Genomic DNA, 12304 nt, shown 5'->3' with positions numbered 1-12304 from the left:
GACTAATGGTGTGAAAAATAACGCCCTATACGCCGCCATCGATTTAGGCTCAAACAGCTTTCATATGCTGGTGGTGCATGAGGTGGCAGGAGCCAGCCGTACCTTGGCTAAAATTAAGCGCAAGGTACGCTTGGCTGCCGGCTTACAAGAAGACGGCAATCTCGATAACGCCGCCATGCAAAGAGGCTGGGATTGTTTGCAGTTGTTCGCCGAACAACTGCAAGATATTCCTGCTAACCACATTCGTATTGTCGGCACCGCCACCTTGCGCATCGCCCGCAATATCAGCGTTTTCTTAGAGCAAGCCCAAGTAATATTAGGCCATCCGATCCGCGTTATTTCCGGCGAAGAAGAAGCGGCGCTAATTTATGAAGGCGTGGCTTGGACATCGTCTGGCACCGGCCGCCGTCTCGCCATCGACATTGGCGGCGCCAGTACCGAGTTAGTGATCGGTGAAGCCACCTCGGCGTTGTTGCTGAACAGCTTAGATATGGGCTGTGTCACTTGGCTAAGACGCTACTTTGCCGATGGTTTGCTATCACAAAGCAACTTTGAACAGGCCATAGCGGCGGCACGCCAAGTGCTGACACCTGTGGCCAGTGCTTATCTCAAACTTGGCTGGCAAGGCTGCATTGGCGCTTCTGGCACCATACAAGCCATTCAAGAAATCATGATAAGCCAAGGTGAAGACGAACGTATTACCTTGGCCAAGTTACAAGCACTTAAACAAGAGGCTATCGCTTGCCAGCGGCTAGATACACTAAGCCTGTCCGGCCTACAGGCCGACCGCGTCAGCGTGTTCCCTTCTGGTTTAGCCATCCTGATTGCCTTGTTTGATATGTTGGCCATCGACGACATGGTGCTGGCCGGCGGCGCACTGCGCGAGGGCTTGATGTACGGCATGTTAGGCCAACGCCAAGACTGCGATGCTCGTGAGCGCAGCGCGGATAGCCTGATCAGTCGTTATCAGCTGGATCGCACCCAAGCCGAGCGGGTACGCAACACGGCACTCAATGCCTTGAGTCAGCTTATAAATCAACAAAAAGCAGAACAGCAGACAGTCGACCAGACGCCAGATTTAGAGCAAGAGCTAGACAGCGCCATGTTAGGCTGGGCGGCATTCTTGTATGAGCTGGGTTTGTGCATCGAATATAAGCGTGCGCCCGAGCACGCGGCTTATATTATTAGCCACATCGACCTGCCCGGCTTTACTGCCGCACAAAAGCAGCTATTGGCGGCCTTGCTACTTAACCAGCGGGATGACTTTCAGCTGGGAGCACTCGAGCTGCAAAGCGCCATCGACACCGAGCAGGCTATCTTACTGGCTCGTTTGCTACGCATCAGTATTATTCTCTGCCTGCGCCGCACTCGCGGTACCGTGCCTGAGTTTCAGATCCGTGCGCAAGGTTCACAGTTAACACTAACGCTACCGGCTAACTGGAGCCAAACCCACCATCTGCGCGCCAGTGAGCTACAGCAAGAAGCACAGCGCCAAACCGAGTTGGGTTGGCCGTTAGTGATTACAGAGATGGCGAAGGGTGAAGAGTGAAGGGATAAAACTGAACTTAAGAGACTAAAGACTTTCTCGCCACGGAATACACGGAAGAACACGGACAAAACACTAGGGAACAAGACGGTTCTATTGGATAGACCTTACAAAAAGTATCTGTTTTCGCTCTTGTTCTTTTACTCTACTTCCGTGGCTTTCCGTGTATTTCGTGGCAAAAATGGTTTTGTGTTGAAAAAGGCGCCTTATGGCGCCTTCTTTATTTCTGATAACTACTGACTATTACTTCTTCTTGTCGCTGTATTTAGCCAACTGCTCTTCTTTTAGCCAAGTGGCGACGCGCTTGGCGAAGTAAGTGAGAATACCGTCGGCACCGGCGCGCTTAAAGCACATTAGAGATTCCAGTACGGTTTCACGCTCTTTCAGCCAGCCATTTTGAATGGCGGCCATGTGCATGGCGTATTCGCCACTCACCTGATAGGCGAAGGTCGGCACTCCAAACTGATCTTTTACGCGGCGTACCACATCTAAATACGGCATGCCGGGTTTCACCATTACGCTATCCGCACCTTCTTCAATATCGAAGGCCACTTCTTGTAATGCTTCGTCACTGTTGGCCGGATCCATTTGATAGGTCGACTTATTCGCACCTTTCAAATTCGCCGCCGAGCCGACCGCGTCCCTAAAGGGGCCGTAATAGTTAGAGGCATATTTAGCAGAATAAGCCATGATCTGGGTGTTAATAAAACCCGCTTCTTCTAACGCTTTACGAATAGCACCAATGCGGCCATCCATCATGTCTGATGGTGCCACAATATCGGCACCGGCTTCAGCCTGGCTCAACGCCTGCTTCACCAACACTTCGGTAGTGATATCGTTCAGCACATAAGCGTTGTCATCCAAGATGCCGTCTTGGCCGTGTACTGTAAACGGATCCAATGCCACGTCTGTCATTACGCCCAGCTCAGGATAGGCGGCTTTTAGTGCACGCACCGCTTCTTGTGCCAAGCCTTGAGGATTGTAGGCCTCTTCTGCCATTAAGGTTTTCTGACTGGCGTCTACTACTGGGAATAAGGCAATCAAAGGCACGCCTAACTGCACTAACTCACCGGCCTCGATCAGCAGTAAATCAATCGATAAACGGTCTATGCCTGGCATAGACTCCACCGCTTCGCGTCGGCCCACACCCGGCAGCACAAACACCGGATAAATCAGATCATCCACGGTCAGCGTGTTTTCGCGCACCAAGCGACGGCTAAAGTCTTGATTACGGGTACGACGTAAACGACGGGATTGAAAATTACCAAATATCTGTTGAGTCATGACTGCTCCAAGCAAAGAACTAAATACCGAAAAAGGCACGACTGGTCGCCGAGGTGTCGGCAATCAGCTGGTCGGGATTTTCGCCCCGACAGGCGGCAATACGGTGGGCGATGTGGCCGAGATATGCCGGCTCATTACGCCGGCTCTTCGGCTTCATCGCTAAATCTCGCGGTAACAGATACGGGCTATCTGTTTCTATCATCAAACGATTGGCTGGAATTAACGACACTAATTGCTGCAAAGTTTGGCCCCGGCGCTCATCGCAAATCCAGCCGGTGATCCCTATGTGCAAATCCAGTGCGAGACAATCTTTAAGCTCATCTTCATTACCGGTAAAGCAATGCAGCACTGCCGCCGGCAACTTTTCACGCCACGGCGTTAAGATATCCATAAAGCGCTGATGGGCATCACGGCAATGCATAAATACCGGCAATTGTAGCTCGGCGGCTAAGGCCAATTGCGCCTCAAATACGGCTTCTTGCTGGGGGCGTGGTGAAAAATCGCGGTTAAAATCTAACCCACACTCACCGATTGCGACCACTTCTGTACGCTGAGCCAAGGCGCATAACGCACTCAGGCTCTGTTCGTCAAAGCTTTTGGCATCGTGGGGATGAATACCGGCGGTGGCATAACAAAAACCGGGCTGACTGGCCGCATAGTCGGCGGCAATCTGGCTGGCAGCCAAGTTAGTGCCGGTTAGGATCAGCGCCGACACCTCCGCCGCTTTAGCTCGCGCTATTACTTGGTCTCGGTCTTCATCAAACTGACGGTCGGTTAAGTTAACGCCAATATCAATCATGAAGCTGAGTCCTGCTCTTCTTCATCTTCCGGACGGCGCACGTAGAAGCGCGCGAAAAACACGCCCACTTCAAACAGCAACCACATCGGAATTGCCAACAGAGTTTGCGAAATTACATCCGGAGGTGTGAGCAGCATACCCACGACAAATACGATCACAATCACATAAGGGCGTTTCTTGGCCAGCTCTTTAGGGGTCATCATCCCAGTCCAGCAGATCACGATTGTGGCTATCGGGATCTCAAAGGCGATACCAAAGGCGATAAACAATCCCAGCACAAAGTCCAAGTAACTGGCGATGTCGGTCGCTATGGTCACGCCTTCTGGCGCCATCTTGGTGAAGAAGCCAAAGGCTAGTGGAAACACCACAAAGTAGGCAAAGGCCGCGCCTGCATAAAACAGCAAGGCACTGGAAAACACTAACGGCGTAATCAGGCGTTTTTCATGTTTATACAGCCCAGGCGCGATAAAGGCCCACACTTGATATAACACATAAGGAATGGCGAGAAAGAAGGACACGATCAGGGTGAGCTTCATCGGCGTTAAAAACGGCGTCGCCACCCCTGTGGCAATCATGGTGCCGCCCTCGGGTAATTGGCGCAGCAAGGGCTCGGCTAAGATGGTGTAAATATCGTTAGCGAAATACACCAAAGCCAAAAACACCAGCAACACAGCGGCGAAGGCGCGCAAAATCCGTCCTCTCAGCTCCACTAAATGGCTGAACAAGGGCTGATGTATCTGATTCATTTAAGATTTATCCTGCGAAGCCGGAGGTGATAAAGCTGAGTCGTCTCGTACTTGCTGCGGCTCTTGAACTTGTTCTTGTTGGTCTAGCTCAGACTTTTGCTCTTGAACGGCGTCTGGTACTGGTTGGTGAGCTTTAGGCAGTGCCTTCTTTTCGTAAGGGCGCGTAACAGACGCAGCCGCTTCTCTGAGCTGATCAACGGACTCTTTAAGCTCAGGGCTTAAATGCTTAATGTCGAGCTGCTCGGCTTTTTTCAGATCCCGATGCAGCTCTTCCATACGCAGCTCTTGGCTTAGCTCTGTCTTCACCGCATTGGCGGTATCGCGCACCGTTTTAAACAAGCGTGACACGGTTCTGATAGCCACCGGCAATCGCTCGGGGCCCAGCACCAAGAGTCCAACCACGGCGATCACTACCAGCTCCCAGAAACCAATATCAAACATGCTTATACTCGATCATTATCTTTGGTTTTTTCGTGGTCTTTTGGCGTCAGCGGCTCTGCTTGGTCTTTTTTATCAAGCAGGGCTTCTTGCTCAAAGTCCGCATCTTGGTTGTCTTTAGCCGCGTTTTTTTCGTCGTCGCTCATGGCATTTTTAAACCCTTTGACCGCCGAACCTAAGTCGCCGCCTAAACCGCGCAATTTCTTAGTGCCAAACAACAGCACCACAATTAACACTACGATAAGTAACTGCCACACACTGATACCCGCCATAACTCACTTCCTATCTAAAATAAAACCACATCATAACCGAGCTTGATGACAATACCTTGATGCTCGATCACATTAGCGTGCTATTTTCCGCCAACCCAGTAACCAAACCATTAAAGTCAGCACCAAACCCACCATTGCCCATTGATTTTTATCCATCGCCAATAACAAAGTACTGGCCAGCAAGGTAGTTGCACCCATGGCAAGCAAGAAGCGCCCTTTACTCTGCGCTTTATCATGCACTGCGAACTGGTTATACAAACCCTGTACTTGATGCTGCTGCAGCTTGGCTTGACGAAGCGCGTCATAAATTAGCTCCGGCAACTCGGGCAATTTTTCGGCCCAAAAAGGCGCCTTTTCTTTGACAGCATTAATCACCGCTTTATAGCCTACTTGTTGCTGCATCCACTCTTCTAGGAAGGGTTTAGCCGTCTTCCACAAGTCTAGTTGCGGATACAACTGTCGCCCTACGCCCTCTACATATAACAGCGTTTTCTGTAACAGCACCAGTTGCGGCTGCACCGCCATATTAAAACGACGGGCGGTATTAAACAGATTTAATAGCACATGACCAAAAGAGATCTCAGACAGCGGCTTCTCAAATATGGGCTCCAGCACGGTCCGGATCGCCGACTCAAATTCTTCGATCTTAGTGTCCGCCGGCACCCAGCCCGACTCCACATGCAGCTCGGCCACTTTACGATAATCGCGATTAAAGAACGCCAAAAAATTATCGGCTAAATAGCGTTTATCGTCTTTATTAAGGGTGCCGACGATACCACAATCGATGCCAATCCATTGGGGATCCTGCGGATGCTCATAAGAAACAAAAATATTGCCAGGGTGCATATCCGCATGAAAGAAGCTGTCACGAAACACTTGGGTGAAAAACACCTCTACGCCGCGCTCCGCCAACAGCTTCATATTGGTGCCGTTCGCTTTCAATGCCGCTATATCTGACACTGGAATACCGTAAATTCGCTCCATCACCAGCACGTTTTCACGGCCATAGTCGGAATAAATTTCTGGCACATAGAGCGTGCCTGAGCCTTCGAAGTTGCGCCGTAATTGAATGGCATTGGCCGCTTCGCGCAATAGATTGAGCTCATCAAATAACGTCTTACGGTACTCCTCCACCACGGCCACAGGTTGCAGACGTTGGGTGCGCTCCGGTGCAAAACGCGCCACTAGGCTGGCCAAGGTATGCATCAAGCTCACATCGGCTGCAATGGTTTTTTCTATATCCGGTCGTATCACCTTGATGACAACTTCTTGACCGGTTTTCAAGCGTGCCGTGTGTACCTGAGCGATAGACGCCGACGCTAGCGGTATTACGGCGAAGTCATCAAACAGCTCGCCTATCGGCGCGCCAAGGCTATTTTCAATCAGTTGCTGCGCCAACACCCCATCAAAGGGCGGCACTCTGTCTTGTAGTAAGGCCAGCTCTTCGGCGATATCCGGCGGTAATAGATCGCGGCGCGTCGACAACATCTGACCGAATTTGATAAAAACCGGGCCCAGCTGCTCGAAGGCTAAGCGAATACGCTGCCCGCGAGACAGATCCGGATGACGATTCTTTAGCCAAAATATACTTTTTCTCGCCATGCGTGCCGGCCAAATTTGTAACCGCGCTGGGATCAGTTCATCTAGCCCGTATTCGAGCAGCGTTTTACCTATCTGATAGAGTCGTACTAGTTCACGGAGCTTTTTCATGAATGCCTAATATTATCCGTTAAGGTCGCCAGTCGTATTGCTAGCTTCAAGCTCTGCTGGTGTAGCTCACTCACTTGGTCACTAAAATCCGCTAACTCCAGCGGCCCTACGGCCAAGAGCGCTTCTTCTCTCACATAATCACCGACCTGCGCGCCCAGCGCTTGCCCTCTCACCTGCAATGAGCGCGCGAGCTCACGGGAGTGTCGGACAGCCAAGTGCGCTAAAGCATCACCCGTGTAAGGAGCCAGCCAAGCTTCGATATCAAAATTCGGTGTTTTAAGCAGTGCGGAAAAATCTTGCCAAAGGCTAGGATCACCCTGCAAATCAATACGGCCATCGCGGATATATTGCATCAGCAAGCCTTTGTCTTTTAGTAAGCCTAAGGCATTGAGCGACAAGCTAAGATGACTGTCGACCTGACCTTCAAACTGTCGCAACACCACCAGCTTATCATCACAAAACAACAAATACAGACTCACCACTTCGGTAATGGTCAGCTGCAGGGTTTTTCCTTGTAAGGGCGCCACTTTCTTTATGCCCTCAGCATCATTAAGCAATAAGCGATTAAAGCCCGTTTCTAAAGCGCCATTCAATAAAGGAAGTAACAAAGAACGCATCAGAATTTAAACCCACGATGCAGCGCCACTATGCCGTCAGTAAGATTGAAGTACTCAACCTGCTCAAGGCCCGCTTGCTCCATCATACCTTTAAGGGTTTCTTGGTCGGGATGCATACGAATAGACTCAGCTAAGTACTTATAGCTGTCACCGTCTTTGGCTACTAGGCTGCCGACTTTCGGTAAAATATTAAAGGAGTAAAAATCATAAAGCTTATTCATGATTTCATGCTGCGGTTTAGAAAACTCCAGCACCAACAAGCGGCCACCGGGCTTTAATACGCGCTGCATAGAGGCAAGCGCCTTATCTTTGTCGGTCACGTTACGCAGACCAAAGGCGATAGTAATTAAGTCGAAATGATTATCGGGAAACGGCAGTGCCTCGGCGTTGGCTTGCACATAAGAGATGTTGTTACCTAAGCCTTTATTTCTGAGCTTGTCGCGCCCTACTTTAAGCATGGAGTCATTGATATCGGCCAATACTACTTGGCCGGTCTCGCCGACAATGCGCGAAAACTTTGCCGTCAGATCGCCAGTGCCACCGGCTAAGTCCAACACCTTTTGTCCTTTGCGCACCCCAGAACAATCTATGGTAAAACGCTTCCACAGCCGATGAATGCCGAAGGACATCAAATCGTTCATGATGTCGTATTTAGCCGCCACCGAATGAAAGACACTGGCTACCATCTGCTCTTTTTCGTTAGCTTCTACCGTCTTGTAGCCGAAGTGAGTCGTCGACTTGTCTTGTTCTGACATGCTGGAGGCACCTATAAAATCAAAGTATGTGAGTGTACTGCAAATACGCGGCCTAGACTAACGCGCAGCCAATAGGCTAGAGGTTAGCTGCATGCCACAGTAGGTCAACATAATACAACAAACCACATTGAGGCACACATTCAACATCGCTTTAAGCCATTGACCTTGTTCAATTAATAACAAGCTATCGAGGGAGAAAGAAGAAAAAGTGGTGAGCGCCCCCAATAATCCCACCATCATGAACGGCCGCCAGCCATGCGCACTCAATACCTGCTGTTGCACCAAAACAAACACGCAGCCCATGATCAGAGAGCCCAGCATATTCACCGTTAAGGTACCGTAAGGAAACGAACGTCCCACAGCACGCGTCATAAGATCGGTAATGCCAAAGCGTAATATGGCACCCAGCGCGCCGCCAAGGGCGATAAATAACAAGGTTTTCATGTGTAAGCCAAGCGATTAACAACGTAAAAAGCAGGGTTTCAGCTTACGCCTAGCATCGGCAAAAGCCTACCGGAAAGTAATCAAGGTGAGGAATACAGCTAGCCGCAGGGTTTCGTTAGCAGGGCCAAGACCCTGCTAACGGCAAGCTAGTTAGGCTAAACGTTCACGCTTGGCTTTTACCGACTCACCCGCCACACCAAAGTCTTGGGTAGCAATATCTTGTATCAGAATCCGCACAGTTTCTGGCTTCACATCCAGCGCCTTCACGCAGGCATCGGTCACTTCTTTGATCAGCGCTTCTTTCTGTTCATTGCTACGGCCCGCGACTAAAGCAATATTTAAAATCGGCATGAAAATTTCCTTTAGGTCTTTAAGTATTAAATTGATTGGCCATTACAGTAAAAAAGGCCCGCTTAGTCAAATCTATCAAGCACACGCCCGCTGAAAAACACAATCCCAGTCCCAACACAGTGCCAGTCGAACAAAGAGGGTGCTCAATGCTAAATTCAGACGAAAAAAAGCCCGACTCTTTCGAATCGGGCTTTTTGAATTGGGTGCCTGGCAGTGACCTACTTTCACATGGCAGCTGCCACACTATCATCGGCGCGGCTGCGTTTCACTACTGAGTTCGGCATGGGATCAGGTGGTTCCACAGCGCTATGGCCGCCAGGCATAAATTGTAATCTGGAAGGCTGATTTTGTATCAAAGCAGGTTTAGGTGCTCTGATTTAAATAATTTGTGTTTGTTGTTCTTGACCGCAAGGTCTCACACTTCTTGGGTGTTGTATGGTTAAGCCGCACGGGTAATTAGTACAGGTTAGCTCAACGCATCGCTGCGCTTACACACCCTGCCTATCAACGTTGTAGTCTCCAACGGCCCTTCAGAGGGCGTAAAGCCCTAGGGATGACTCATCTTGAGGCTCGCTTCCCGCTTAGATGCTTTCAGCGGTTATCGATTCCGAACGTAGCTACCGGGCAATGCATCTGGCGATACAACCCGAACACCAGGGGTTCGTCCACTCCGGTCCTCTCGTACTAGGAGCAGCTCCTCTCAATCATCCAACGCCCACGGCAGATAGGGACCGAACTGTCTCACGACGTTCTGAACCCAGCTCGCGTACCACTTTAAATGGCGAACAGCCATACCCTTGGGACCGACTTCAGCCCCAGGATGTGATGAGCCGACATCGAGGTGCCAAACACCGCCGTCGATATGAACTCTTGGGCGGTATCAGCCTGTTATCCCCGGAGTACCTTTTATCCGTTGAGCGATGGCCCTTCCATACAGAACCACCGGATCACTATGACCTACTTTCGTATCTGCTCGACCTGTCCGTCTCGCAGTTAAGCTGGCTTATGCCATTGCACTAACCGTACGATGTCCGACCGTACTTAGCCAACCTTCGTGCTCCTCCGTTACTCTTTAGGAGGAGACCGCCCCAGTCAAACTACCCACCAGGCACTGTCCGCAACCCCGATAAGGGGCCTACGTTAGAACATCAGACATACAAGGGTGGTATTTCAAGGTTGACTCCATAGCAACTAGCGTCACTACTTCACAGTCTCCCACCTATCCTACACATGTAGGGCCAATGTTCAGTGCCAAGCTATAGTAAAGGTTCACGGGGTCTTTCCGTCTAGCCGCGGGTATACGGCATCTTCACCGCAAATTCAATTTCACTGAGTCTCGGGTGGAGACAGCGTGGCCATGATTACACCATTCGTGCAGGTCGGAACTTACCCGACAAGGAATTTCGCTACCTTAGGACCGTTATAGTTACGGCCGCCGTTTACTGGGGCTTCAATCAAGAGCTTCACCCGAAGGCTAACCCCATCATTTAACCTTCCAGCACCGGGCAGGTGTCACACCGTATACGTCCTCTTACGAGTTTGCACAGTGCTGTGTTTTTGATAAACAGTTCCAGCCACCTGGTCACTGCGGCTGAGTCACGCTCCATCCGCAAGGGATTTCACATGCCTCAGCGTACCTTCTCCCGAAGTTACGGTACTATTTTGCCTAGTTCCTTCACCCGAGTTCTCTCAAGCGCCTTAGTATTCTCTACCCGACCACCTGTGTCGGTTTGGGGTACGATTCACGTGTACCTGAAGCTTAGAGGCTTTTCCTGGAAGCGGGGCATCAGTGACTTCACCGCCGTAGCGATTTCGTCTCAGGCCTCAGCATTGCGCGTCCGGATTTACCTAAACACGCTGCCTACACCCTTTCACCAGGACAACCAACGCCTGGCTCACTTAGCCTTCTCCGTCCCCCCATCGCAGTACACGTCAGTACGGGAATATTAACCCGTTTCCCATCGACTACGCTTTTCAGCCTCGCCTTAGGGGTCGACTCACCCTGCCCCGATTAACGTTGGACAGGAACCCTTGGTCTTTTGGCGTGGAGGTTTTTCACCCCCATTATCGTTACTCATGTCAGCATTCGCACTTCTGATATCTCCAGCATGCTTCACAACACACCTTCGCAGACTTACAGAACGCTCCCCTACCACGCACTCAATAAAGAGTGCATCCGCGGCTTCGGTGCATAGTTTAGCCCCGTTACATCTTCCGCGCAGGCCGACTCGACCAGTGAGCTATTACGCTTTCTTTAAATGATGGCTGCTTCTAAGCCAACATCCTGGCTGTCTGAGCCTTCCCACTTCGTTTCCCACTTAACTATGACTTTGGGACCTTAGCCGGCGGTCTGGGTTGTTTCCCTCTTCACGATGGACGTTAGCACCCACCGTGTGTCTCCCGGATAGTACTTTACGGTATTCGGAGTTTGCATGGGGTTGGTAAGTCGGGATGACCCCCTAGCCCAAACAGTGCTCTACCCCCGTAAGTATTCGTCCGAGGCTCTACCTAAATAGATTTCGGGGAGAACCAGCTATCTCCCGGTTTGATTGGCCTTTCACCCCCAACCACAAGTCATCCCCTAATTTTGCAACATTAGTGGGTTCGGTCCTCCAGTTGATGTTACTCAACCTTCAACCTGCTCATGGCTAGATCACCGGGTTTCGGGTCTAATCCTAGCAACTATTCGCCCAGTTAAGACTCGGTTTCCCTACGGCTCCCCTATACGGTTAACCTTGCTACTAAAATTAAGTCGCTGACCCATTATACAAAAGGTACGCAGTCACCCAACAAGTGGGCTTCCACTGCTTGTACGTACACGGTTTCAGGTTCTATTTCACTCCCCTCACAGGGGTTCTTTTCGCCTTTCCCTCACGGTACTGGTTCACTATCGGTCAGTCAGGAGTATTTAGCCTTGGAGGATGGTCCCCCCATATTCAAACAGGATATCACGTGTCCCGTCCTACTCGATTTCACATTAAAGGCAATTTAGTGTACGGGGCTATCACCCACTACGGCTGGTCTTTCCAGGACCATTCCACTATCGCCAAGAATGCTTAAGGGCTGGTCCCCGTTCGCTCGCCGCTACTAGGGGAATCTCGGTTGATTTCTTTTCCTCGAGGTACTTAGATGTTTCAGTTCCCTCGGTTCGCCTCGTTACACTATGTATTCATGTAACGATACTCTACTAAGTAGAGTGGGTTTCCCCATTCGGATATTACGGACTCAAGCGCTTCTTACCAGCTCATCCGTACTTAACGCAGGTTAGCACGTCCTTCATCGCCTCTGACTGCCAAGGCATCCACCGTGTACGCTTAGTCACTTAACCATACAACCCCAAGA

The 12304-nt window shown here is 50.6% G+C and carries 11 protein-coding genes and 2 rRNA genes; 1 reads left to right on the top strand and 12 read right to left on the bottom strand.

What is annotated here, in order from left to right; genetic code table 11:
- Positions 1–10: 10 nt before the first annotated feature.
- Positions 11–1549, top strand: a complete 1539-nt coding sequence (gene gppA, locus R0134_RS01140; RefSeq protein WP_319784278.1) for a guanosine-5'-triphosphate,3'-diphosphate diphosphatase — start codon at positions 11–13, stop codon at positions 1547–1549.
- 240 nt (positions 1550–1789) lie between these two features.
- Here gppA and hemB read toward each other — a convergent pair whose 3' ends face one another.
- From hemB to R0134_RS01080, 12 genes are all read right to left on the bottom strand, one after another.
- On the bottom strand, positions 1790–2830 hold the full coding sequence (gene hemB, locus R0134_RS01135; RefSeq protein ID WP_319783084.1) for a porphobilinogen synthase: 1041 nt from the start codon (positions 2828–2830) through the stop codon (positions 1790–1792).
- Between the two features lie 19 nt (positions 2831–2849).
- Positions 2850–3629 carry a TatD family hydrolase gene (locus tag R0134_RS01130; protein WP_319783083.1) on the bottom strand — a complete coding sequence of 260 codons (780 nt, stop codon included), beginning with the start codon at positions 3627–3629 and terminating at the stop codon, positions 2850–2852.
- Positions 3626–4375 (bottom strand): twin-arginine translocase subunit TatC, encoded by a 750-nt coding sequence (gene tatC / locus R0134_RS01125; RefSeq protein ID WP_319783082.1) that lies wholly within the window; start codon positions 4373–4375, stop codon positions 3626–3628. Before tatC ends, R0134_RS01130 begins: the two co-directional genes overlap by 4 nt.
- On the bottom strand, positions 4376–4816 hold the full coding sequence (gene tatB / locus R0134_RS01120; RefSeq protein WP_319783081.1) for a Sec-independent protein translocase protein TatB: 441 nt from the start codon (positions 4814–4816) through the stop codon (positions 4376–4378).
- 2 nt (positions 4817–4818) lie between these two features.
- A complete protein-coding gene (tatA, locus tag R0134_RS01115) occupies positions 4819–5085 on the bottom strand; it encodes a Sec-independent protein translocase subunit TatA (RefSeq protein ID WP_319783080.1) in 267 nt (88 codons plus the stop codon).
- Positions 5086–5157: 72 nt separating this feature from the next.
- Entirely contained in the window at positions 5158–6795 is a 1638-nt protein-coding gene (gene ubiB / locus R0134_RS01110) for a ubiquinone biosynthesis regulatory protein kinase UbiB (protein ID WP_319783079.1), read from the bottom strand.
- Positions 6792–7412 (bottom strand): SCP2 domain-containing protein, encoded by a 621-nt coding sequence (locus R0134_RS01105; RefSeq protein WP_319783078.1) that lies wholly within the window; start codon positions 7410–7412, stop codon positions 6792–6794. The genes ubiB and R0134_RS01105 overlap by 4 nt, the downstream gene beginning before the upstream one ends.
- A complete protein-coding gene (ubiE, locus tag R0134_RS01100; protein ID WP_319783077.1) occupies positions 7412–8167 on the bottom strand; it encodes a bifunctional demethylmenaquinone methyltransferase/2-methoxy-6-polyprenyl-1,4-benzoquinol methylase UbiE in 756 nt (251 codons plus the stop codon). Before ubiE ends, R0134_RS01105 begins: the two co-directional genes overlap by 1 nt.
- 57 nt (positions 8168–8224) lie before the next feature.
- Positions 8225–8611, bottom strand: a complete 387-nt coding sequence (gene crcB / locus R0134_RS01095) for a fluoride efflux transporter CrcB (RefSeq protein ID WP_319783076.1) — start codon at positions 8609–8611, stop codon at positions 8225–8227.
- 150 nt (positions 8612–8761) lie between these two features.
- A complete protein-coding gene (locus R0134_RS01090; RefSeq protein WP_319783075.1) occupies positions 8762–8962 on the bottom strand; it encodes a 2-hydroxymuconate tautomerase family protein in 201 nt (66 codons plus the stop codon).
- Positions 8963–9167: 205 nt separating this feature from the next.
- Positions 9168–9282: ribosomal RNA gene (gene rrf, locus R0134_RS01085) — 5S ribosomal RNA — on the bottom strand.
- A gap of 115 nt (positions 9283–9397) precedes the next feature.
- A 23S ribosomal RNA gene (locus R0134_RS01080) occupies positions 9398–12290 on the bottom strand.
- Positions 12291–12304: the final 14 nt, after the last annotated feature.

The organism is Oceanisphaera sp. IT1-181 (assembly GCF_033807535.1).
Classification (GTDB): domain Bacteria; phylum Pseudomonadota; class Gammaproteobacteria; order Enterobacterales; family Aeromonadaceae; genus Oceanimonas.
This window is presented reverse-complemented; position numbering and strand designations above follow the sequence as displayed.

Bases quoted from the DNA above. Each gene is read 5' to 3' on its own strand.
- hemB (WP_319783084.1), bottom strand. From the start codon at position 2,830: ATGACTCAACAGATATTTGGTAATTTTCAATCCCGTCGTTTACGTCGT.
- R0134_RS01130 (WP_319783083.1), bottom strand. From the start codon at position 3,629: ATGATTGATATTGGCGTTAACTTAACCGACCGTCAGTTTGATGAAGAC.
- tatC (WP_319783082.1), bottom strand. From the start codon at position 4,375: ATGAATCAGATACATCAGCCCTTGTTCAGCCATTTAGTGGAGCTGAGA.
- tatB (WP_319783081.1), bottom strand. From the start codon at position 4,816: ATGTTTGATATTGGTTTCTGGGAGCTGGTAGTGATCGCCGTGGTTGGA.
- tatA (WP_319783080.1), bottom strand. From the start codon at position 5,085: ATGGCGGGTATCAGTGTGTGGCAGTTACTTATCGTAGTGTTAATTGTG.
- ubiB (WP_319783079.1), bottom strand. From the start codon at position 6,795: ATGAAAAAGCTCCGTGAACTAGTACGACTCTATCAGATAGGTAAAACG.
- R0134_RS01105 (WP_319783078.1), bottom strand. From the start codon at position 7,412: ATGCGTTCTTTGTTACTTCCTTTATTGAATGGCGCTTTAGAAACGGGC.
- ubiE (WP_319783077.1), bottom strand. From the start codon at position 8,167: ATGTCAGAACAAGACAAGTCGACGACTCACTTCGGCTACAAGACGGTA.
- crcB (WP_319783076.1), bottom strand. From the start codon at position 8,611: ATGAAAACCTTGTTATTTATCGCCCTTGGCGGCGCGCTGGGTGCCATA.
- R0134_RS01090 (WP_319783075.1), bottom strand. From the start codon at position 8,962: ATGCCGATTTTAAATATTGCTTTAGTCGCGGGCCGTAGCAATGAACAG.